Origin of the sequence: Georgenia sp. Z1491, assembly GCF_049856175.1 — a bacterium.
GTDB lineage: Bacteria > Actinomycetota > Actinomycetes > Actinomycetales > Actinomycetaceae > JB111.
Window position 1 is genome coordinate 192037 of sequence record NZ_JBNDNA010000005.1, and the last position, 21875, is coordinate 213911.

General features: G+C 72.1%; 19 protein-coding genes and 1 tRNA gene. 7 read left to right on the forward strand and 13 right to left on the reverse strand.

Features of this window, described 5'->3' with window-relative positions; genetic code table 11:
• Positions 1-87: 87 nt before the first annotated feature.
• The 3 genes from ACPYO4_RS07295 to ACPYO4_RS07305 all read right to left on the reverse strand — a co-directional run bounded on the left by ACPYO4_RS07295 (position 88) and on the right by ACPYO4_RS07305 (position 4862).
• The gene (locus ACPYO4_RS07295) at positions 88-924 is read right to left on the reverse strand and encodes an HAD hydrolase family protein (protein ID WP_425708553.1); all 837 of its coding nucleotides are present in this window, start codon (positions 922-924) and stop codon (positions 88-90) included.
• Positions 925-980: 56 nt separating this feature from the next.
• Positions 981-4592: an efflux RND transporter permease subunit gene (locus tag ACPYO4_RS07300; protein ID WP_425708554.1), complete on the reverse strand. Its 3612-nt coding sequence runs from the start codon at positions 4590-4592 to the stop codon at positions 981-983.
• 132 nt (positions 4593-4724) lie between these two features.
• On the reverse strand, positions 4725-4862 hold the full coding sequence (locus tag ACPYO4_RS07305) for a hypothetical protein (protein WP_425708555.1): 138 nt from the start codon (positions 4860-4862) through the stop codon (positions 4725-4727).
• A gap of 129 nt (positions 4863-4991) precedes the next feature.
• Between ACPYO4_RS07305 and ACPYO4_RS07310 the strand changes: the two genes are divergently transcribed.
• Both ACPYO4_RS07310 and orn read left to right on the forward strand, forming a co-directional pair.
• Entirely contained in the window at positions 4992-5876 is an 885-nt protein-coding gene (locus tag ACPYO4_RS07310; RefSeq protein WP_425708556.1) for an NAD(P)H-binding protein, read from the forward strand.
• A 77-nt stretch (positions 5877-5953) separates the two neighbouring features.
• On the forward strand, positions 5954-6628 hold the full coding sequence (gene orn / locus ACPYO4_RS07315) for an oligoribonuclease (RefSeq protein ID WP_425708557.1): 675 nt from the start codon (positions 5954-5956) through the stop codon (positions 6626-6628).
• A 20-nt stretch (positions 6629-6648) separates the two neighbouring features.
• Here the strand turns inward: orn and ACPYO4_RS07320 are convergent, their stop codons facing one another.
• On the reverse strand, positions 6649-8046 hold the full coding sequence (locus ACPYO4_RS07320; RefSeq protein WP_425708558.1) for an MFS transporter: 1398 nt from the start codon (positions 8044-8046) through the stop codon (positions 6649-6651).
• A gap of 169 nt (positions 8047-8215) precedes the next feature.
• Positions 8216-9400 (reverse strand): epoxide hydrolase family protein, encoded by a 1185-nt coding sequence (locus ACPYO4_RS07325; protein WP_425708559.1) that lies wholly within the window; start codon positions 9398-9400, stop codon positions 8216-8218.
• 270 nt (positions 9401-9670) lie between these two features.
• Between ACPYO4_RS07325 and ACPYO4_RS07330 the strand changes: the two genes are divergently transcribed.
• The 3 genes from ACPYO4_RS07330 to ACPYO4_RS07340 all read left to right on the forward strand — a co-directional run bounded on the left by ACPYO4_RS07330 (position 9671) and on the right by ACPYO4_RS07340 (position 12197).
• Positions 9671-9746, forward strand: a tRNA-His gene (locus tag ACPYO4_RS07330).
• A 584-nt stretch (positions 9747-10330) separates the two neighbouring features.
• Positions 10331-10798 (forward strand): SRPBCC domain-containing protein, encoded by a 468-nt coding sequence (locus ACPYO4_RS07335; protein WP_425708560.1) that lies wholly within the window; start codon positions 10331-10333, stop codon positions 10796-10798.
• 151 nt (positions 10799-10949) lie between these two features.
• Positions 10950-12197 (forward strand): AI-2E family transporter, encoded by a 1248-nt coding sequence (locus ACPYO4_RS07340; protein ID WP_425708561.1) that lies wholly within the window; start codon positions 10950-10952, stop codon positions 12195-12197.
• A gap of 31 nt (positions 12198-12228) precedes the next feature.
• Here ACPYO4_RS07340 and ACPYO4_RS07345 read toward each other — a convergent pair whose 3' ends face one another.
• The 7 genes from ACPYO4_RS07345 to ACPYO4_RS07375 all read right to left on the reverse strand — a co-directional run bounded on the left by ACPYO4_RS07345 (position 12229) and on the right by ACPYO4_RS07375 (position 19292).
• Positions 12229-13395, reverse strand: a complete 1167-nt coding sequence (locus tag ACPYO4_RS07345; protein ID WP_425708562.1) for a Gfo/Idh/MocA family protein — start codon at positions 13393-13395, stop codon at positions 12229-12231.
• A gap of 2 nt (positions 13396-13397) precedes the next feature.
• Positions 13398-14897: a tripartite tricarboxylate transporter permease gene (locus tag ACPYO4_RS07350; protein ID WP_425708563.1), complete on the reverse strand. Its 1500-nt coding sequence runs from the start codon at positions 14895-14897 to the stop codon at positions 13398-13400.
• A 9-nt stretch (positions 14898-14906) separates the two neighbouring features.
• Positions 14907-15386: a tripartite tricarboxylate transporter TctB family protein gene (locus tag ACPYO4_RS07355; protein WP_425708564.1), complete on the reverse strand. Its 480-nt coding sequence runs from the start codon at positions 15384-15386 to the stop codon at positions 14907-14909.
• 90 nt (positions 15387-15476) lie between these two features.
• Positions 15477-16499 (reverse strand): Bug family tripartite tricarboxylate transporter substrate binding protein, encoded by a 1023-nt coding sequence (locus ACPYO4_RS07360; RefSeq protein ID WP_425708565.1) that lies wholly within the window; start codon positions 16497-16499, stop codon positions 15477-15479.
• 11 nt (positions 16500-16510) lie between these two features.
• Positions 16511-17539 carry a LacI family DNA-binding transcriptional regulator gene (locus tag ACPYO4_RS07365; RefSeq protein ID WP_425708566.1) on the reverse strand — a complete coding sequence of 343 codons (1029 nt, stop codon included), beginning with the start codon at positions 17537-17539 and terminating at the stop codon, positions 16511-16513.
• 207 nt (positions 17540-17746) lie between these two features.
• Positions 17747-18256, reverse strand: coding sequence for a hypothetical protein (locus ACPYO4_RS07370; protein WP_425708567.1), 510 nt, complete (start codon positions 18254-18256; stop codon positions 17747-17749).
• Between the two features lie 79 nt (positions 18257-18335).
• A complete protein-coding gene (locus tag ACPYO4_RS07375; RefSeq protein WP_425708568.1) occupies positions 18336-19292 on the reverse strand; it encodes a bile acid:sodium symporter in 957 nt (318 codons plus the stop codon).
• A gap of 147 nt (positions 19293-19439) precedes the next feature.
• Between ACPYO4_RS07375 and ACPYO4_RS07380 the strand changes: the two genes are divergently transcribed.
• On the forward strand, positions 19440-20273 hold the full coding sequence (locus ACPYO4_RS07380) for a siderophore-interacting protein (RefSeq protein WP_425708569.1): 834 nt from the start codon (positions 19440-19442) through the stop codon (positions 20271-20273).
• Positions 20274-20395: 122 nt separating this feature from the next.
• Here the strand turns inward: ACPYO4_RS07380 and ACPYO4_RS07385 are convergent, their stop codons facing one another.
• The gene (locus tag ACPYO4_RS07385) at positions 20396-21205 is read right to left on the reverse strand and encodes a helix-turn-helix domain-containing protein (protein ID WP_425708570.1); all 810 of its coding nucleotides are present in this window, start codon (positions 21203-21205) and stop codon (positions 20396-20398) included.
• 71 nt (positions 21206-21276) lie between these two features.
• On the opposite strand from ACPYO4_RS07385, the gene ACPYO4_RS07390 reads away from it, so the two are divergent.
• Positions 21277-21825, forward strand: coding sequence for a VOC family protein (locus ACPYO4_RS07390; RefSeq protein WP_425708571.1), 549 nt, complete (start codon positions 21277-21279; stop codon positions 21823-21825).
• Positions 21826-21875: the final 50 nt, after the last annotated feature.

Genomic DNA, 21875 nt, shown 5'->3' on the forward strand with positions numbered 1-21875 from the left:
CCCGGCGTCGGCTCCCACCAGGCTACGGCCGCGCCGCGGCGGGCGCCCGGTCGATAGCGGCGCCGAGGCCCTGGGCGCGCGGACCGGTCAGCGCCCGAGCAGACCCAGCTCCTCGAACGCGGCGACGAGGCCCTCGACCTCCGGGCCGGCTGCGGTCCGGTCGGCAGCGTCGATCACCCGCGGGTCCGCGCCCTCGATCGCGACCCCGAGGCCCGCCGCGCGCAGCATCTCGAGGTCGTTCATGCCGTCGCCGAACGCGATCGAGTCGGCCACGTCGGCGCCGAGGTGCTCGAGCGCGGCGAGCATGCCGACGGCCTTGTGCATGTCGGCGAGGTAGAGCTCGCCGGAGGAGGGGTGGAGCCCGGGCACGGAGGCCTCGAGGGAGAGCACGCCGTCGCCGGCCTCGCGGGCGAGCCGGGTGTTGGGTACCGCGGACTCGACGACCACGGCCTTGGCGAAGGGGCGGCCCCGGAGCTCGTCGGACACCGACAGGGCGGCGAGGATGTCGGACGGACCGGCGTGCGCGGAGCCGTCGTCGCTCGACTCGTGACGGGCGACCTCCGCGCGGATCGCCGCCTCGGCGCGCGGCGTCCCCAGGAGGGCGCGCGGTGTCTCGAGGACGAACACCACGTCGTGGGACTCGAGCACGTCGACGAGCCGGTCGCCGAGATCGGCCGGGAACCGGCGGTCGGCGACGACCTCGCGGCCGACCTCGACGTACGCCCCGGCCATGGCGACGATCCCGTCGAAGCCGGCGGCGACGATGCGCTCGGGGAGCATGGCCTTGGACCGCCCGGTGCACAGGAGCACCCGGTGGCCGGCCGCGCGGGCTGCCTCGACCGCCCGCGCGTGGCCCGGCGGCACCTCGCCCTGGTGGGCATAGGTGCCGTCGACGTCGAGGAAGACGATCTTGCTGTCGGTCATGGTCCGATTCTCCCCGAGACCACCGGGCGAGGTGCGCGCGGTCCGCGCATCGGCCGTCACTCGGCGACGTGCTTCCCGCCTCCCGAGTCGTCGGCGTCGCGCAGGGCGTCGTCGTCGTCGGGCGGGCCGGCGGCGTGCGCCCCGGTACCGGCCGCACCGGCGTCGTGGCCCGTCCCTGCGCCGGCCGCGTCGGCGTGCGCAGGGCGACCCGCGGCGTCGACGTGCATGTCGGCGTCGTGGCCGGCCTCCGCGGCGGGCGCGCCGGCGTGCGCGAGCACCCGTGCGTCGTCGTCGCCGACCCGCTCCTCCTCGCGGACGCGGGCGGCGCCACCGCCGGCGCGCAGCCGCTCCAGCTCGGCCGCCGGTGCGCTCGCGTCCTCGCCGCGTTCCGTCCGTGCGGCGACCACCTTCTCCAGGCGGGCGATCTCCTTGTCGCGCGCGCGCCGCTCGCCGCGGCCCTCGGAGAGCTCGTAGAGCACCGGCACGAGCAGGAGGGTGAGCAGGGTCGAGGTGATGAGGCCGCCGATGACGACGATCGCCAGCGGCTGGCTGATGAACGCACCGCCGCCGGTGATGCCGAACGCCATCGGGACGAGCGCCATGATCGTCGCGGCCGACGTCATGAGGATGGGCCGCAGCCGGTGCCGGCCACCCTCGATCACGGCGGTGCGCAGGTCCATGCCCTGGGTGCGGTACTGGTTGATGAGGTCGATGAGGACGATCGCGTTGGTGACGACGACGCCGACCAGCATGAGTGCGCCCACGAGCGCGGCGACCCCCATCGGGGTCCCGGTGATCAGCAGCCCGAGGATCGCGCCGGTCGCGGCGAACGGGATCGACACGAGCAGCACGAGCGGCTGCACGAGGGAGCGGAACGTCGCGACCATGACGAGGTAGACGAGCAGGACGGCGAGGGCGAGCGCGAGGAACAGGTTGCCGAAGGCGTCCTGCTGCTCGGCGTTGACTCCGCCGATCTCCACGCTGACGCCCTCGGGGGCGTCGACCGAGTCGAGTGCGGCGGCGAGCTCCGCGTTGACGGTCTGCAGGTCGGCGATCTCGGTGGCCGCGGTGATCGAGGCCGAGCGCAGGCCGTCCTGGCGCGTGATCGTCGCCTGCTGCATCGACTCCTCGACGTGCGTGACGTCGTCGAGCACGAGCGGCGACTCCGGGGAGCCGCCCAGGGGAAGTGCGCGGAGCTCCTCGACCGTGGTCGGGGCCTCGTCCGAGAACAGGACGATCGGCAGCCTGCCCTGCTCGATCTCGACGTCGCCCAGCGGGATGCCGTTGAGCGCGCCGTAGGCGAGGCCGCCGACGGCCTCCTCGGTCAGCCCGAGCGCTGCGGCGGCCGGCCGGTCCACCTCGACCTCGATGAACGGCAGGTCGGAGGCGAGCGAGGTCCGGACGTCGCGCAGCCCGTCGATCTCGCCCACGGCGGTGAGGACCTCCTCGGACGTGGCGGCGACCTCGTCGCCGTCGGCGCCGGAGACGATGACCTCGACGCCGGAGGCGAACCCGCCGGACGAGCCGGGCGCGACCGTGATGGTGCCGGCATCCTCACCGAGGCCCTCGAGCCGGTCGCGGACCTCCTGCTCGACGGCGCCGGCGTCGGCATCGACGTCGAGCGTCACCGAGAAGGTGACGTCCTGGGCCATGCCGAACGCCGCCATGGCCGGGTCCGCGACGCCGACAGTGACCTGGTAGCTCTCGACCTCCTCGACGCCGGCGAGCACCTCCTCGACCTGCTGCGCCGCGGCGTCCTGCGCCTCGAGCGTGACGCCGGTGGGGAGCTCCTGGGTCACGGAGATCGCGTTCTCGCCCGTGTCGCCGATGAAGTCGGTGGGCAGGCGGGTGACGCCGACGACGGTGGCCGCCATGAGGACGACCGCGCCGCCGACGGTGAGCCAGCGGTGGCGGAGCACGCCGCCGAGAGCACCGACGTAGCCGCGCTGCAGGACGCTGCGCCGCTCCTTGTCCTCGGCCTCCGTGCGAGCCCTGGCGGCCCGCTCGGGGTCGACGGGCGAACGCAGGAACCAGTACGCGAGGACCGGGACGATCGTCAGCGCGACGAGCAGGGAGGCACCCAGGGCGAGCGCGACCGTGAACGCGAAGGGGCGCAGGAGCTCGCCGACCATGCCGCCGACGAGGCCGAGCGGGACGAACACGGCGGCGGTGGCGACGGTCGCGGAGGTGACGGCGCCCGCCACCTCCTTGACGCCCGTGAGCACGGCCTGGCGCTTGCCGGTGCCGTAGCTCTGGTGGCGGGCGATGTTCTCGATGACGACGATCGAGTCGTCGACGACGCGGCCGACCGAGATCGTCAGCGCCGCCAGGGTGAACATGTTGAGCGAGTAGTCGGCGACCCTGAGGGCGAGCAGCGCGACCAGCAGCGACAGCGGGATGGAGATCGCCGTGACCGTGGTGGCCGCGAACGAGCGCAGGAACAGCAGGATGACGAGGACCGCGAACGCGAGGCCGAGGACGCCCTCGACGGCGAGGTCCTCGATCGACTGCTCGATGAAGACGGCCTGGTCGAAGGCGACGACGAGCTCGCCGCCGTCGCCGAGGGAGGCCTCGAGCTCGGGCAGCAGCTCCCGGATCTGCTCGGAGATCTCGACCGTGTTGCCGTCGGGCGTGGCCGTGATCGCGAGCCCGATGCTGGCCGCGCCGTCCGTACGCGTGAGCGACGTGGCCGGGACGTCCTCGATCGCGACGTCCGCGACGTCGTCGATGGTGGCGACCTCGGCGGGCTCGGTGGGCTCCGTGGGGGCCTGGTCAGTGGGGGCCTGGTCCGTGGGGGCCTGGTCCGCACCCTGGTCGACGGGTGCCTGGTCGCCCGCCGGAGGCTCCTGGCCCGGATCCGTGGGGCCGGTGGTGTCGGTGGGCGTTCCGGCGTCCCCGGCTCCCCCGGCGTCCCCCGACTCCGCGGGATCGGTGACGAGCGGGAGTGCCGCGATCTCCTCGACGGACGTGATCCGGCTGCCGGCCTGGATCGTCAGCTCGCGCCCCTCGGCGTCGATGGTGCCGGCGGGCGTGACGACCCCGTAGGCGTCGATGGCCTCGGTGATGGCGTCGAGCGAGGCCCCCTGCGCGGCGAGCGCCTCGGGGTCGACGTCGATCGTCACCTGCTGCTCGGTGATCCCGGAGAGCTGGACCTGCCGGACGCCGTCGACGCGGGAGAGCTCGGGCACGACGACGTCCTCGACGCGCTGCTGGAGCTCGGCGGTGTCCGAACCTCCGGTTGCCGCGAGCTGGATGACCGGCAGGTCGTCGACGGAGCCCGCGATGACCTGGGTGTCGGCGTCGTCGGGCAGGTCCTGCTCGACCCGGCCGAGCGCGACCTGGAGCTCCTGCTGCGCGGTGAGGATGTCGGTGCCGTACTCGAGCTCGAGCATGACGGCGGAGACGCTCGGGCCGGACTGCGAGGTGGTGCCCTCGAGGCCCGGGACGCCGCGGGCGGCCTCCTCGACCACGCCGGTGACCTGGTCCTCGACGATCTCCGGCGAGGCGCCGGGCATGGTGGTCACGGCGGCGACGATGGGGAGCTCGAGGTCCGGGATGAGCTCCTGCCGCAGCGTCGTGGTGGCCCACAGTCCGGCAAGCACGGCGATGATCGTGGACAACGCCACCAGTGCGCGGTTGGACAGCGAGAAGCGGGCGAGGTTCGCCACGGGCGTGCTCCGGGGGTCGTAGGGGTCGTCGCGCCGGACCGCCGGCCGCGCCGTCGCAGAGTCTAGACGCGGTGTCTCGTCTGGCGGGATCCACCGAAGGTCTGACGTTCGCGCGCCGAGGTGTGGTCGGCGTCAATCCCGGTGTGCGTCCACGAAGTCACGTCGCGCCTGCTCCACCCGGTACCGCTCGTCGAGGAACAGCTTGCGCGTGGTCGCCTGCCACCGGACGCGCTCGGCCGGGGCCGCATCGAACAGCAGGCGCCCCTCCATCGCGACCCGACCGGCTCCTCGGTCGTGCACCCGGTTCCCCCACCGGCCAAGTGGTGGCGTCACCCGGAATATCGGCCCGGGACCGACGGTTGGTCGTCGTTGAAACGTCAACGAATCAAGGAGCGTGTCATGTCGTTCGTCGTCACCGGAGCCACCGGCCAGCTGGGCCGCCTCGTCATCGAGCACCTGCTCGACCGCGGCGTCGCCCCGGACACCATCACGGCCACGGCCCGGTCGGTCGACCGCCTCGCGGACGTCGCCGACCGTGGAGTGACGACTGCGTACCTCGACTACGCGCAGCCCATCGACGGCGCCCTGAAGGCCGGCGACACGCTCCTGCTCGTGTCCTCCAACGAGGTCGGCCAGCGGTTCACCCAGCACTCCGCCGTGATCGAGGCGGCGACGGCCGCCGGGGTCGCCCGCATCGTCTACACCTCGCTCCTCGGCGCGTCGACGTCCAGCCACGTCCTCGCGCCGGAGCACAAGCAGACCGAGGAGGCCATCGCGGCCTCCGGCATCCCCTTCACGATCCTGCGCAACGGGTGGTACTCGGAGAACTACCGCCCGAACTTCGACCAGGCGGCAGCGAGCGGCGCGTTCGCCGGCGCTGCCCACGACGGGCTGGTGTCGCCGGCGGCGCGGGCCGACTACGCCGAGGCCGCCGCCGTCGTCCTCACCACCGAGGGGCACGAGGGCAAGGTCTACGAGCTCGCCGGCGCCCCGGCGCTCACGACCGCCCAGATCGCCCAGGAGTTCGGCGCCGCACTCGGCCGGGAGATCAGCTACGTCGACCTCGACGCCGACGCGTTCGCCGCGCAGCTGACCGAGGCAGGGCTCGACGAGGGACTCGTCGGCTTCCTCGTGGCGGCGGACACCAACACCGCCGAGGGCACGCTCCACTCGACCTCGACCGACCTCCAGGACCTCCTCGGACGGCCCTCCACCCCGCTCAGCGAGACCGTGGCGACCTGGGCCGCCGAGTCAGAGGCCGGCCGGAGCGCCGCCGGCGCCTGACCGAACGCTCGTGGCGGGCGGCGGTCGCGGGACGTCAGGTGCCCGCGACCGTCGCATGTCACGCCTACCATCACCTGGTGAGCCCTTCCTCCCCCGCGGACCCCATCGTCTGGATCGACTGCGAGATGACCGGCCTCGACGCCGAGCGCGACTCGCTCGTCGAGGTGGCCGTCGTCGTCACCGACTCCCACCTCAACCCGCTCGACGCCGGGCTCGACCTCGTCATCGCGCCGCGCCCCGGCACGGTGGAGACGATGGACGAGGTCGTGGTCCAGATGCACACGGCGTCCGGCCTGATCACCGAGCTGGACTCCGGGCTGGAGATGGCCGACGCCGCTGAGCAGGTCCTCGCGTACGTCAAGCGGTTCGTGCCCGAGGTGCGCCGCGCCCCGCTCGCCGGCAACTCCGTGGGCACCGACCGGGTGTTCCTCGCGCGGGACATGCCCGAGGTCGTCGAGCACCTGCACTACCGGATCATCGACGTCTCCTCGATCAAGGAGCTCGCCCGCCGCTGGTTCCCGCGGGCCTACTTCCAGTCGCCGCAGAAGAGCGGCGGCCACCGGGCGCTCGCCGACATCCTCGAGTCGATCGACGAGCTGAGGTACTACCGGGCAGTCCTCTGGCCCGAGGGGGCGGGACCGACGACGAGCGAGGCCCGCGCCGCCGCCAAGCTGGTCAGCGAGCGGCCGACGAGCGCCGCCATCGCCGCGCTCGGCAGGGACACCCCGTCGTCGACGCCGTCGACGGACTGACCGGCAACCGCGCTGCCGTCTCAGGCCTGTTCCGGTGGGGACGACCGCGGCGAGACCCTGCCTCGGATGAAGACCGCCGCGATCACCGCCCCGGCCGCGAGCCATCCGGCGCACCACCACATTGCGGTGGTGTATCCGGCGTCGAACACGGCTGGGACGGTGTAGTCGTCACCGGTCAGCCCCACCATCGGAGGCAGCGCGGCCACCGAGAGCAGGCTCCCCGACCTCGCCACAGCGTTGTTGACCCCACTGGCGACCCCCGCCTGGCGGCCGGGCACCGCGGCCATGACGGTCGACGTCAGCGGCGTGACCATGAGAGTGATCCCGGCACCGAAGAGCACCACCCCCGGCAGCACCCGGGTGGCGTACGGCGCGTCGGCTCCGACCGTCGACAGCACCAGGGCGCCCGCGGCGGCGAGCGCCGGACCGAGCGTCATGAGCAACCGGGGGCCGGTGCGGCGCATCAGGGCACCCACGCGCGGTGAGAAGACGAGCATGAGCAGCGTGAAGGGGACGGTGGCGAGTCCGGCCTGCAGGGGCGAGTAGCCGCTGACCACCTGGAGCTGAAGCACGAGGAAGAACATCAGTGCGCCGAGCGCGCCGTAGACCACGAAGGTCATCGCGTTGGCCGCCGAGAACGCCGGAGAGGTGAAGACGCGGAGCGGGAGCATCGGGTTCCGGGTCCGATGCTCGACGACGACGAAAGCCGCGAGCCCCGCCACCCCGAGGAGCACGATCGGCCAGGCGCCCTCGATGAGCGCGTAGGTGAGGGCGCCCAGTCCGAGCATGGCCAGCGCGGCGCCCGTCAGGTCGAAGCGCGGCCGCTCGCCGCGGGCGACGCCACCGGACTCGGGGACGTGCCGGATCACCACCGCCACCACCGCGGCCGCCACCGGGAGGTTGACGAGAAAGACCCAGCGCCAGGAGCGCACGTCGATCAGCCACCCGCCGAGCAGCGGGCCCGCCGCGCTGGAGATGCCGGACCACGCGGCCCAGATCCCGATCGCTCGCGGGCGGTCCGCCTCGGCGATGGTCGACTGGATGATCGCCAGCGCGCTCGGGGTCAGCAGGGCGGCACCGACGCCCTGGAGAACGCGCGCGGCGATGAGCTGGTCGACCGTCAGGGCCAGCCCGCACCCGAGCGAGGCGACGGCGAACCACACGATGCCGACGAGGAAGACCCGTCGGCGACCGAGCCGGTCACCGAGCGACCCGCCCACGAGCACCAGCCCGGAGAGCGTAAGCATGTAGCCGTTGACGACCCACTGCAGCTGCGGGAGCGAGGCGCCCAGCTCGAGCCCCAGGGGGCGCAGGGCGACGTTCACCACGGTGCCGTCGAGCAGCGCCATCGCCGAGCCGAGCGTCGCCGCCAGCACCACCCATCGGCCCTGCGCGGAGCCGAGCGCGACGTGAGTCACCGGCTCATGGTGTCACTACGGCCAGGGGGTGACTACGGGCCTCCGGCGGCTGGCCGGCAACGTCCGGCCGCGCGTCGACGTCGGCACCGTGCGCTACCGGTCGACGGCCGCGGCGCACGGAGACCCGCGCGATGACGCCTCCGCGTCGTGCGCACGTGACTCCTTCGGACTACGTGAGGTCGCCGATGCCCGCACGGATGTCCGCTGCGACGAGCTCGGGCTGTTCCCAGGCCGCGAAGTGCCCGCCGCGCTCCGCTGCGGTCCAGTGCACGACGTTGTCGGTCGTCTCGACCAGCCGGCGCACGGGACGACCGATGTCGTCGGGCATGACGAGGATGGCCGTAGGCACGGTCGAGGGCTGCAGCGGCTCCGACCAGTCCGGCAAGCCGTACTTGTAGTACCGCGCCGAGGACCCGGCAGTGCGGAAGAACCAGTAGATCGAGACGACGGTGAGCATCTCGTCCCGGTCGAGCACCTCGTCGGGATCGCCCTCGGCGGCCGACCAGTCCCGGAATCGCTCGACGAGCCAGGACATCTGCGCGACCGGCGAGTCGGTGAGCGCGTAGGAGATCGACTGCGGCCGGGTGGACTGGAGCATCGCGTAGCCGCCGACGTCGTACATGTACCGGTACCCGTCGGCGATCGCGGCCGCCTCCTCCGGGACGGACATGTCGGCCGTCTCCTCCGTGAGCTCCTCGCCGCCGAGCATGCCGGTGGTGTGGATGCCTGCGACGTGGTCCCCGTGCCGCAGTCCGAGCTCACGGGCCACGCCGGCGCCTGTGTCGTATCCGTGCACGAGGTAGCGGTCGTACCCGAGGCGCTCCATGAGCTCCGCGAACGCGTCGGCGACCCCGGTGAGCGTCCACCTCGTCACCGGCCCCGACACTCCGAAGCCCGGGATCGTCGGTGCGATGACGTCGAAGGCCTGCCCGCCGTCGTCGGGCTCGGTGAGGAGCGGGATCATCAACAGGAAGTCGGTCGGTCCGCTGGGCCAGCCGTGCACGAGGAGCAGCGGCTTCGCATCCGGTCGGGACGAGCGAACGTGGAAGAAGTGGATGTCGTGGCCGTCGATCCCGGTGGTGAACTGCGGGACGGCGTTGAGCCGCTCCTCCTGTGCCCGCCAGTCGAAACGATCCCGCCAGTACTCGGCAAGCTCCTTCGCGTAGGCGAGCGGGAGCCCGTCGGCCCATCCGGCGTCGGGGGCCTCGTCGGGCCACCGGGTGGCGTCGAGGCGACGGGCGAGGTCGTCGATCTCGGTCTGGTCGACCGCGAGAGTGAGGGGGCGGACGACGGTGTCGGTCTCGGTGGTGCCGGAATCGTTCGTGTCGGTGGCGCGGGTGCCGGTATCGGTCATGGCGGCGACGCTACGGTCCGACCCGGACAGGGCGTGACCTCATTTCCGGCTCGGCCCGAATCAGCGCGTCCGCGCCGGGAGCAGGGCAGCACCCGCCTCCGAATGCCCGGACCGGGCGTCCCGGTCACGCGACCGTGCTTCCGATCGACGCCGCACGCTCCACGCACCTCACGATCCATCTGACGTGATCGAAGGCACCGGCTACGCGTCACGAGGGGCGACGTCGCTCGGATACGATGGTGCGTCGTCACTGCGAGATGGTGACGCATGGTGGCTATAGCTCAGTCGGTAGAGCGCCGCGTTGTGGTCGCGGAGGTCGCGGGTTCAAGCCCCGTTAGCCACCCCACGAGAACGGGCGGGCCCCGGACGAGGATCTTCTCCACGTCCGGGGCTCGTCCGCTGCCGGGACCGTATGCGCTCACCCGCGTAGCGCGGGACCACTTCTGGTCGGCGCGCGTCACGACGTGGTCGAGCGGCTCACCCCCACTGCGCGAGAAGGACAGCCTCCGTGGCAAAGGTGCCCATATGGGACGCGGCTCGCCCCACGCGGCCAAGGAGAGGGCCGCGCCTGGTCGATCCAGGGAGCCCGAAGGTGGGGGTCGCCCCCGCTGCGCGGCGGAGAGACCAACCCGGGACGTAAGTGGCAGGTCACGCGAGGGCCCACCCCCGGTGCGCGGAGAGGACGACTCCTACGGCCAGGTGACCCAGCCTCGGTCACCCGGAGGATGGTTGCTTACGCGTTCTCCGGTCGACTCAGCACGGTTCACGCTGCCCCCAGCGCACCGGTCGTCACCACCCGAACTCGGGAGAGCCCGGCCGGGGCTCGCCCGTCGTGGCACCCGGTCTCGACGTCGAGCAACCGACCCGGCCGCCTGCCATCCCCGACGACGCCGCGCTGCGCGGATCGGCGGATGGGGGCAGAGTTGAGGGATGAGCACCGACCAGACCACTCTGTCAGTCTCCCGCACGATCGACGCGCCGGCCGACGCGATCTTCCAGGTCCTCACCCTCCCCTCGCGCCATCGCGAGTTCGACGGGTCGGGCATGGTCCGCTCCGACGACTACGCCGATCGGATCCAGCAGGTGGGCGACACGTTCGTCATGAACATGCACGCCGAGTCCCAGGGCGGCGACTACCAGATGCGCAACTACGTCACCGCGTACGCCGAGAACCTCATGGTGGGATGGCAGCCCAACAGCCCCGACGCCGACGGACCCGGAGGTTGGGAGTGGCTCTACGAGCTGAAGTCGCAGGGCTCGGACTCGACCGAGGTCACGCTCACCTACGACTGGTCGAAGGTCGAGGACCCGAAGCTGGCCTCCGTCTTCCCCGTGCTGACCGAGTCGAGCCTGGAGGAGTCGTTCAATCTCCTCGCCGCCGCCGTCTCGGACGCGTGACCCGGTGATGGCGCGCATCCGATCGCGACGGGGCGCCCGACGACGTGCGGGCCGCGACGTCCCCCAGGTTCCCGGCCGAGGCGCCCCAGGCACGGCCGGCCATGACGCGGCGCTCGGCGCCGGGGAGGCACGAGACACGACGTCGGACGACGTGACCTCCGACCTGCCGCGACGGCGGGGCTTCCTCGCCGAGTATCCACGCACGCGGGTGGTCATCCTCGCCTCGGTGACCATCGTCCTGGTCGGCCTCGCCGTCCAGACGATCAACCAGGCCGGCGTGCTGCTGAGCTCCGTCCTCATCCCGTCGGCGGTGGCGATCCTGCTCACGGGGCTGCTCATGCCGCTGCAGGTGCTGCTCAACCACCGGCTACGGCTGCCGCGCATGGCGGCGGCGGCTCTGACGATCCTCATCACGCTCGCCTTCCTCGCAGGCATCGGTACGCTCGTCGGCACCCAGCTCGCCGAGGGGGTCGGCGAGGTCGGTGAGCTCGCCTCCCTGCAGGTGCAGGACATCGTCAACGCGATCGCGGGCTCCTCGCTGCCCGTCGACGCCGCCCAGGTGCAGTCCGCGATGGACCAGGCGACCACCTGGCTCCAGGAGAACTCCTCCACGATCGCCTCGTCGGCCATCGGTGTCGGCACCGGTGCGGCGGGCGTGCTCATCGGCGCGCTGCTCTGCCTCATCGCCACGTTCTTCTTCCTCGCGGAGGGCGACCGCCTGGGCACGTGGGCGATCATGCGCCTCCCCCGCCAATGGCACGAGCGGGCCTACGAGGCGTCCCGGCGCGGCTGGGTCACCGTGGGTACGTACACGAAGACGCAGGCGCTCGTCGCCGCGGTCGACGCGCTCGGCATCGGCATCGGTGCGGCGATCCTCGGCGTGCCGTTCGTCATCCCCCTCACCGTGCTGACCTTCGTGCTGTGCTTCATCCCGGTGGTCGGTGCGGTCGTCTCGGGCGCCCTGTTCGTGCTCGTCGCGCTCGGCTCCGAGGGCCTGACGGCGGCCATCATCATGCTGGTCATCGTCGTCGGTGTGCAGCAGCTCGAGTCGAACCTGCTGCAGCCCGTGCTCATGGGCAAGGCCGTGGACATCCACCCGATCGTCGTGCTGCTCGGTGTGGCGGCCGGTTCCTACATCATGGGCCTCGTCGGAGCGCTGTTCGCCGTCCCGGCCATCGCCACCGCCAACACGATCGCGAGCTACCTCGGCGGCCGCGACCCGTTCCCGGGGCTGGCCCGCGGCGGGAGCGCCCTGACCGACCCGCCGCGCAAGCTCCTGCCGGAGGTGTCCGCGGAGTCGATACCGAAGCGGGTCGGCTCCGTGTCGCCCGGGTGGGTCGACAGCCGGAACTCCCGGCGCGACCGGAAGATTCGCGAGGTGCGCCACGGCGACGCCTGACCGGTGACCGTTCGGCCCGGTCGGCGTCGAGTCACTTCTCGAGCCGCACCCTGCGGTCGGTGGCCGCCGACTCGTAGGCGGCGTAGATCGCCTGCATCGATGCGTAGGCCAGCTCGAAATCGGCCTGCGGCGTCCCGCCGTGGACGACGCAGTCGATGAAGTCCTGCATCTCCCCGATATACCCGCGCGCCAGCAGCTCGTCCAGCAGCACGTACTGCCAGCCCCCCTTGTTGTCGACCTTCTCGGTGACGTACACGTCGTCCAGCGCGGCGGCGTCGGAGTGGTAGAGCCGCATCGAGTCGTTCGGGCTGATCTGGCACAGGTGGACGCTGTCCGTGGTGAACACCTGGACGGAGTTGCGCACGCCGCCCACGATCGTGTCGGTCGCCGTCACCACGCCCCGCGTCCCGTCGTCGAAGCCGAGGATCACGTTGGCGACGTCCTCGACGTCGACGGGCCGGGCGTGCAGGTATCGCCGCTGGTCGTCGGCGAGCGTGGGCGTGAGCGCCGTCGTGTCCGCGAGGACGGACTCGACCGCCACGCTCCCGCCCGACGCCCGGGCCTCGACCTGCTTGAGGTACAGCATCGCCGAGAGCGGGTGGCAGCCCTGGCGGATGAGCGCCCCGCCCCCGGTGTGCCGCCAGTACCGCGCGTACTCGGAGTGCGAGCCGTTGTGCGACTCCTCCCCCAGCATCATCGTGATCCGTGAGCCCGTTCGCTCCAGCACCTCGCGGCTCTTCTGGACCGACGGCGCGTAGACGTAGTTCTCCGCGTAGCCGAACACCAGTCCGCTCGCGGCGACGACGTCGCGCAGCCGGTCCATCTCGGCCGTCACGGCGTCGTACATCTGCCGGCGATCCACCTGGTCCGCCCCGGCGTCGGGCACGTCGAAGTAGCCGGTCAGCGGCTTCTCGCAGATCACGTGCTTGCCCGCCTCGAGCGCGCGCGTCACCATGTCGACGTGCACCGACGGCGGCGTGCAGATGTCCACGACGTCGACGTCGTCGTCGGCGAGCAGCTGTTCGAGGTCCTCGTAGACCGTGCCGACGCCGTGCCGCTCGGCGAACGCGTCCCGCCGCGTCGGAGGCGCGGCCACGGCGACGATCCGGACGTCGTGGCCCGCCACCCGGCGATACGCCTCGGCGTGCAGGTCCGCCACGAATCCCGCGCCGACCATCCCGATACCGACTGTGCGCATGTCTAGCGGTCCTTTCCAGAGGTGACGAGCTTCTTGATCCTGCCGAACGCACCGAGCTGCGCGAGGAGGACGACGGCGATCAGGACGAGGAACATCAGGCTGATCGGCCGTTGGAACATGGGCAGCCAGCTGCCCTCGCTGAGGATCAGGGCGCGACGCAGGTTCGAGTCCGCCATGGGCCCAAGGATGACACCGAGGAGGAACGGTGCGGCGGGGAAGCCGAACTCGTAGAGGAAGAGGCCGACAAGCCCGAAGACCAGCATCATGCCGACGTCGAAGAGCGAGTAGTTGATCAGGTACGAGCCGATGACGCACAGCACGTAGATGACCGGCATGAGGATCTCCTTGCGGAGCCCGAGCACGCGCACCGACACCTTCATGACGAGCAGCGCCAGGAACCACATCGCCACCGCGGACGCGGCCAGATAGACGGCCACCTCGTACATGAAGTCCGGGGACTCGCGGCTCAGCAGCGGACCGGGCCGGTACCCGTGCATGAAGAAGGCCGCGAGCAGGACCGCCGCCGGCGCCGACCCGGGGACGGCGAGCGAGAGGATCGGGATCATCGCGCCGCCGATGGCCGAGTTGTTGCCGGACTCCGCCGAGATCACCCCGAGCTCGTTCCCCTTGCCGAACGACTCGCGGTCCGTGCTGGCGCCCTTGGTGGCCGCGTAGGAGAGCCACCCGCCGACGTCCTCGCCGACACCGGGGATGATCCCGACGCCTGTCCCGATCGCGGACGACCGCACCACCGTCGGGGTCCTGCGGAAGACGGTACGGAGCGCGGCGCCGACCCGTGCCTTCGCCATCCTCAGCGCGACGTGGTCCGACCTGCGGAAGGCCTTGACGATCTCGGGAAAGCCGAACAGGCCGATCATGATCGGGATCAGCTGGATGCCGCCCATGAGGTTGACGTTGCCGAAGGCGTACCGCGGTTCGGCACCGATCGGGTCCAGGCCGATCTGGGCGACGAAGAGCCCCAGGAAGCCGGCGATCCACCCCTTGAGCGCGTTGTCCTTGGCGGTGAGCGTGCCGCAGATCGCGATGCCGAACCCCGCCAGGAGGAAGAACTCCCAGGCACCGAAGTTGAGCGCCGCCTGGGTGAGCAGCGGGGTGAGCGTGAGCAGGAAGATGACGCTGATGATCGTGCCGACGGCGGACGCGGTGATGGCGAGGACGATCGCGTACCCTGCCCGGCCCTGCTGCGCCAACGGGAAGCCGTCGACCGCCGTCGCCGCCGACGCCGGCGTCCCGGGGATGTTGAGCAGGATCGCTGTCTGTGCCCCACCGGAGATGGAGCCCACGTAGATCGCCAGCAACGAGATCAGCGCGGTGTCGGTGGGCATGCCGAACGTGAGCCCCGCCAGCAGCGCGATCGCCATGGTCGCCGAGAGGCCGGGCAGGATGCCCATGATGAGGCCGACGAAGGTCGCCAGCACGAGCACCACGAAGTTCAGCGGCTCCGAGACGGTGCTCAGAGCTCCGATCAGATGGTCAGTCATGGCGCGTCCTCACGGGAGCGGGATGTTGAACACGACGGTGAACAGGACGACGATCGCGCCGACGGTCGCAGCGGAGATGACGAGCACCCAGTACCAGCGCACCGCGCGCAGGAAGGCGAGCATGGCGATCGCGAAGATGAGGGACGCGGCCCAGAACTGGAGGACGTGGACGAGCACGAACGTGTAGATCGCCATGAGCAGCAGGCCGACCACGGTCGTCCGGGTGTCCGGGTGCCGGGCGACGCCGGCGAGCCACGAGACCGCCTCGCGCGACCGAGCCCGCACCCCGGCGCCGCGGACCGACTGCCTGAGCAGCAGCAGGCTCGCGACGAGCAGCGCACCGCCCAGGAGCGCCGGCATCAGGGCAGGCGAGGAGTGCAGCGGCTCGGCCGTACGGTTGTGGATGCCGACGCTCCCCGCGAGGATCGCGAGCGACAGGACCGTCAGCAGGGTCGAGCTGATGAGGTTCAGCCTGGGTTCGTTACCCATCGGTGCATGCTCCTGCCCGTGACTGCGCGATGAACGGTGACGATGCGGTGCCGGGCGGGCGCCGTGGACCGGCCGCCCGCCCGGCCCTCACTACGGTCGGGGGATGTCGAAGTCCTCGGGGCTGTTCTCCGCGACTCCGGCGTCGAAGAGGGTCCAGGCGACGATCGACTGCAGCTCGGCGACCCGGTCACCGGAGTCGGCGCGGCCGATCGCCACCGGGTCCATGCCGTTCTCCGCGCAGAACTCGAGGAAGGCCTCGTCCTCCATCGCCGCGTCGAAGCCCTCGTCGAGCGCGGCGAGCACGCCCTCGTCGAGGCCCGTGGGAACAGCCAGTCCGGTGGTCTCGCCCATCGGCAGCGTGTCGCTGATCTCGGGAAGGGCGTCGGACAGCGTCGGGATGGTGATGTCGCCGTCGAGCGTGACCGGCTCGTCCGAGAGCGTCGCCAGGCCACGGAGGTCGCCCGCGATCAGCATGTCCTGCATCTCGACGAGGAGCTGCGGGGCGAAGTCGACCTCGCCCCCGAGCGCGGCGAGGATCGCCGGGTTGCCCCCGTCGTAGGGCACGTGCCGATACTCCACGCCGGCCGCCGTCGCGATGAGCTCGGCCGCGATGTGCCCCGCGCTGCCCGGGCCCGCCGTGCCCGCGGAGACCTCGCCCGGATTGCCCTCCATCGCCGCCAGGAGGTCCTCGATGGACTCGTAGGGCGAGTCAGCGGGCACCGCGATGATGTTCGGGGTGAACGTCGCCAGCCAGAAGTCCCAGTCAGACGGCATGGTCTCGAGCGTGCCCATCACCGGCATCGAGGTGAAGGCGAGCATGCCGTTGGCGAGCAGCGAGTACCCGTCCTGGCCGGCGTTCATCACCGTCTGCGTGCCGACCGACCCCGCGGCGCCGGGGCTGTTGGTCACGACGATCTCGTTGTCGTAGTGGCTGCCCATGGCCTCACCGACCGTGCGGGCCGTGAGGTCCGTCGATCCGCCGGCGTTGAACGGCACCGTCACGTTGATGTCGCGCTCGGGGAAGTTCGCGCCCGGGTCGTCGTCGCCTGCGCAGCCCGCGGTCACGAGCGCCACGGCTGCGGCGCCGGCCATCACCTGGTTGATCCTTCGCATGTCGATCTCTCCTAGTCGGTTCGTATGTCGATGACGGAGCTGCCCTCGTGGAGCCGGCAGCCGATGGTGGTCTGGGCGGGCTCGCCGCCGGATGACGAGAGCTCGCCGAGCATCTGCTCGGCGGCAGCACGACCGACGTCGCCGGAGCGGGGGTCGACGAGGGTGAAGTCGTTCCTGCCGACCGTCGCCCAGTCGGGCGCGCCGATGATGACGACCGAGAGGTCCTGCCCGGGCGTGACGCCCTGGTCCCGAAGGAGGTCGATGCTGCCCCTGGCCGGCACGTTGTAGCCGAGGCACCAGGCGGTGACCTCGGGATGGTCGCGAAGCGTGCGCTCGGCGAGCTGGTACCCGCCCTCGACCGAGAACTCGCCGTCGAGGCTCAGCTCGGTCACACCGGTGCCCGCGGCGGCCTCGAGCCCGTCCCAGAAGCCTCGGCGACGGCTGTCGAGAGTGGCGAAGCCCGAGTCCCACCCGAGGAACGCCGCACGGGTGTGGCCCTTCCGGCCCAGGTGCTCGCCCAGCAGGTACCCGCTGCGGTAGTTGTCCGGGACTACCTCGCTGAAGGATCCGGTGATCCCCTGCAACGGACGGTCCACCAGCACGAGGGGGACGCCGATCTTGCGGATGAACTCGGTGTTCGTCGCGCCGGCGGTGGTCGGCGCGAGGATGAGACCGTCGACGCGCTGCTCGGCCATCTTGATGATGATGTCCCGCTCGCGGGTCGGGTCGTCGAACGTGTTGCTGATCGACAGGACGTACCCCTCGCGCTCGACCACCGACTCGATGGCGACCATGAGGTTGGTGAAGTGCTGGTTGGCGAACTGCGGGACCAGCACCGCGATGACACCCTGCCGCTTGCCCTGCAGGCTGCTCGCCGGGCTGCTCTTGATGTAGCCGGTCGCAGCGACCGCCGCCATGACCCGCTCGCGCATGTCTGCGCTGATGAACCTGCCTTCCTTGCCGCTCAGCACGTACGAGACGGTGGCCGCGGTCGTGCCCGCCTCCCGTGCGACGTCCTTGAGCGTCGGATAGCGCCTCATGCCGCCATCCCCGTCGTCCTCGAGCGCCGCGACAGTGCCGTTCGGGCCGTCGGCGCGCTCGTCCTGCAGTGGTCCACGTTGACCTCCGTACGACAGGCAAACGTTTGCCTATCTGATGCACCGAGCATCGCGGAGGTCAGCTCCTGTTGTCAACCCCTCGACCGGGCCGGGCACGCGGGTGTGCCCCACCTCGGAGGGCCCCGGCAGCTACCCGACGACTCCGCGCAGCACAGCCTCGAGCCGGTCGAGCGCCTTGCCGGACGTGCGCTGCTTGATGAGCCCCTCGAGCCCGTGGGCCGTGAGAACCGCCTGTCGCGGGTGCCACTGGACCTGGATGACGGCCGTGTTCATGTTCATCGCGCCCGAGCCCATGAGACCGATGAGAGCCCGCCGGTCCTGGCGCAGCACCGCGCGCAGCTCGGCGGCCACGGCCGCCTCCCGCTCCGCCGTCGGGGGAATGGGCACGACGCGCTGCGAGCCGTAGACCTTCGTGAACAGCCGGGCACCCAGCCTGCCGCCGCTGCGGCCGCCGGAGCGTCCACCGACACTCCCGCCCAGGGATCCGGCGGCGGCGCCGCCGATCCCGCCGCCGATGGCTCCGCCGACCGCTCCCCCGCGCGCGCCGAGGTCCGCGTTGGCCTCGACGAGGAGGTGCCTGACCTCCTCGGGGGTGAGGATCGGCGTCGGGTGGTCGCGGACGTCGGGGGCCCGGTTCATGCGCGGCGGCCCGGCGTCGGGCCGTCCGCGGGTGGGACGGGCGAGCGGTGTCGTGGCACGGGCCAAGGCTAGCGGCCCGTCAGCGCACGAGCCGCGGCACGAGGCGGACGAGGGCCACCATGACGAGGAGCTCGACGAGCGTCTGCGTGACGACGACGATCGGGGCCACCTCGAAGCCGGCGGGGAGCGCGAGCGCGAGCGGGAGCACCACGAGCGAGTTGCGGGTGACCCCGGAGAACATGACGGCGCGCCGCCCGGGGACGTCGAGCCCGGCGGCCCGGCCCACCCAGGCGCCGACCGGGAGCATGACGGCGGCGAAGGCGACGTAGACCGGGACCACGAGCGGAAGCGCGCCGAGCTCTCCGCGGACGGCCGCGATCTGGGAGGTCACGACGACGCCGAGCGTGAGCATCATCAGCGGCACCATCGCGCTCGCCACTGCGCTCGACCAGGCCGCGGCCGCGCTCGCGCGGGCGGCGATCGCCTGGGTGAGCGCGGCGGCGGCGAGCGGGAGGGCGATGAGGACGCCGAACGCGCGGACGAACGGGGTCAGGTCGACCGCGGCGACGGCGTCGGGGCCGGCGAGCAGCCACAGGTAGGCGGGCAGCAGCGCCATCTGCGCGAGCATGAGGAGCGGGGCCACCGCGAGCAGCCGGTCGTGCGCGCCGCCGGCGAGGCCCGTGAAGACGATGACGTAGTCCACGCACGGGGTGAGCAGCACGAGCAGGACGCCGACGAGCAGCGCCCGGTCGTGCGCGACGACCCGCGAGAGCACGGCGACCACCACCGGCACGAGAAGGAAGTTCACCGCGAGCACGACGACGACGAACCGCACGTCCTGCACCGCCCCGCCGATCCGGGCGAACGGCACGCCCAGGAACGTCGCGTAGAGCAGCAGCGCGATCGCGGGGTCGACCGCGTGGCGCACCGCCCCCGCCGTACCCGGGACGAGGAGGCCGACCGCGGCACCGAGCGCCAGCGCTACCAGGTAGAGCGGCACCTGGTGGCGCTCCATCCCCTCGACGACCCTGCGCATGCCGTCCATCCTCTCGCGGGCATCCCGCCCGGTCCGGGTGATCTCCTCCGCACGTGACGCCCACGCGGGTCGCGGTTAGGCTGGCCTAAGTTGCCGTGCCCCGCGCAACGTGCGCGTTCGGGCAGGCCCCCGAGCCGAAAGGTGCACATGACTGCCCCCACAGAGCGTCCCCGTCGTCCGAAGCGGCCCCAGATCGTCCTCGAGGTGCTCGAGCAGATCCAGCTCACGCCGCACATGGTGCGCATCGTCGCCGGCGGGCCGGGGATCTCCGCGGTCGAGGACGCCGGCCGCACCGACGCCTACACGAAGATGCTGTTCCCCCACCCGGACACCGACCTCACGCCGCCGTACGACATGGAGGCGCTCCGCGAGGAGCTCCCGATCGAGCAGATGCCCGCGCGGCGCACCTACTCGATCCGGCGTTTCGACCTGGACGCCGGCCAGATCTGGATCGACTTCGTCGTGCACGGCGACCGGGGCGTCGCGGGGCCCTGGGCGACGGCGGCACGGCCCGGGGAGGCGGTGGTCCTCGGCGGGATCGGCGGCGGCTACTCCCCCGACCCCGACGCCGACTGGCACCTGCTCGCCGGCGACGACTCGGCCCTGCCGGCGATCGCCGCCGCCCTCGAGGCGATGCCGCGCGACGCCGTGGGCGTCGCCCACATCGAGGTCGACTCGGCCGCCGACCACCAGGAGATCGACGGACCGGACGGCATCGAGGTGCGGTGGTTGCACCGCGACGGCGCCGAGCCCGGCACCACCTCCCTGCTCACCGACGCCGTGCGCGAGACACCGTGGCGGGACGGGCGAGTCCAGGTCTTCGCACACGGCGAGCGCAGCGCGATGAAGTCGCTGCGGCCGTACCTCACGGACGACCGGGCGCTCGATCGCGCCCAGCTGTCGATCTCCGCGTACTGGGCCCACGGCCGGATCGAGGACGCGTTCCAGCAGGAGAAGCGCGAGGACGTCGGGCGGATCTGACGCGGACGGCGTAGGCCGGCGGACCGAATCGCGCTCACTCGTCGAGCGGAAGTTCGCTCACCGGTCAGCCGTGGTGGGGCCCGTCGGGCAGGTTCGCGCTCACTCATCGAGCAGAAGTCCGCTCACTCGCCGGAGCGGGTGCGGCGGTACTCGCTCGGCGTGAGGCCAAGGACCGTGCGGAAGTCGGCGCTGAGGTGTGCGTGGTCGGCGTACCCGAGGTCGGCGGCGACGTCCGCGATGCCGAGGCCCGGCTCCTCCCGCAGCCGGCGGGCGGCCTCCTGCAGCCGGTATCGCCGCACGATCGCCAGCGGCGGCAGGCCCACGTACCTGCGCGCGACGCGCTGGACCGCCCGCACACTCAGCCCCAGCTGCTCGGCGACCTGCTCGACCCGGACGACGTCGGGGTCGGTCGCGACGAGGTCCTCCATCGCGTTGGCGGTGCGACCTGCCGCGTCAGGCGGCGGCAGGTGGGCGCCCACCCAGTCGGCGAGCGCCGCGACCGCCCGGTACCGGCCGGCGTCCTCATCGGGGTCCGCCATCGCCTCGACGACCTCGGCGTACAGCTCCCTCAGTCCCCGCCCGGCGAGGTCGAGGTCGGCCTCGACGTCGCGCAGGGTCCGCGGGTCGTCCGCGAGGGCGGCGAGCCCGGCCGGCCGCAGCAGCGCGCCGACCGCCCAGCCGGTACCGACGAGGTCGCGGTGCGAGACCCCCGTCGTCGGGCCGGCGAGGGTGACGCCGTCGGGCCCCACCACCAGGTTGGACGCGGGGTACGGGAGGATCCGCTGGCGGGAGACCCGCCCGGCGGACAAGCGCCAGCGCGGCACCCAGAACCAGCGCACGCGGTCCCCGAGGTCGGCGGGCACGGGTGCGCGGTGGAAGGTCGGGAGCCGCGCGGGGTAGAGGATCCCGCGCCCGTCCGTCAGGTCGGTCACCGTGCCCCCCGCCTCCGGCGTCGTCGCGAATCTCCAAGCCGCACCCGTCCACGTGAACCTAGCGTCGCCCCGTGACCACCGAGCAGACCACGCCCACGACGACCGAGAACGACGCGCCGCGCCTCGGGGTGAGCGGCGAGCACACCACGGACGGCGTCCCGCACGGCTCGACGAGCCTCACGCCCTTCCTCGCGGTGCCCCGCGCCGGCGCGGCCGTCGAGTTCTACCGCGACGTGCTCAGTGCGCGCGTCGTCGACGTCACCGAGATGGGCGGTGTGGTCGTCCACGCCGAGCTCGACCTCGGCGACGGGCGCCTTCAGATCGGCGAACCCAGCCCGGAGTTCGGCCTCGTCCCGCCGCCCGAGGGCGACGCTGCCTGCTACTCGCTCGGCTACTTCTGCGCGGACGCCGACGCGGTCGTCGCGCGCGCAGAGGCTGCCGGCGCGCGGGTCCGCGAGCCGCTGGCCACGTTCGTCTCCGGCGACCGGTACGCCTCGATCCTCGACCCGTTCGGCGTGCGCTGGACGATCATGAGCCGGGTCGAGGACCTCTCCGAGGAGGAGAGCGCGCGCCGCGTGGCCGCGTGGGCGGCGGAGCAGCAGGCCGCCGCACTGGCCTGAGGTCGGACCCGCGCCCTCCCCGACGACGGGCGGTGACACGGAATGCGGTA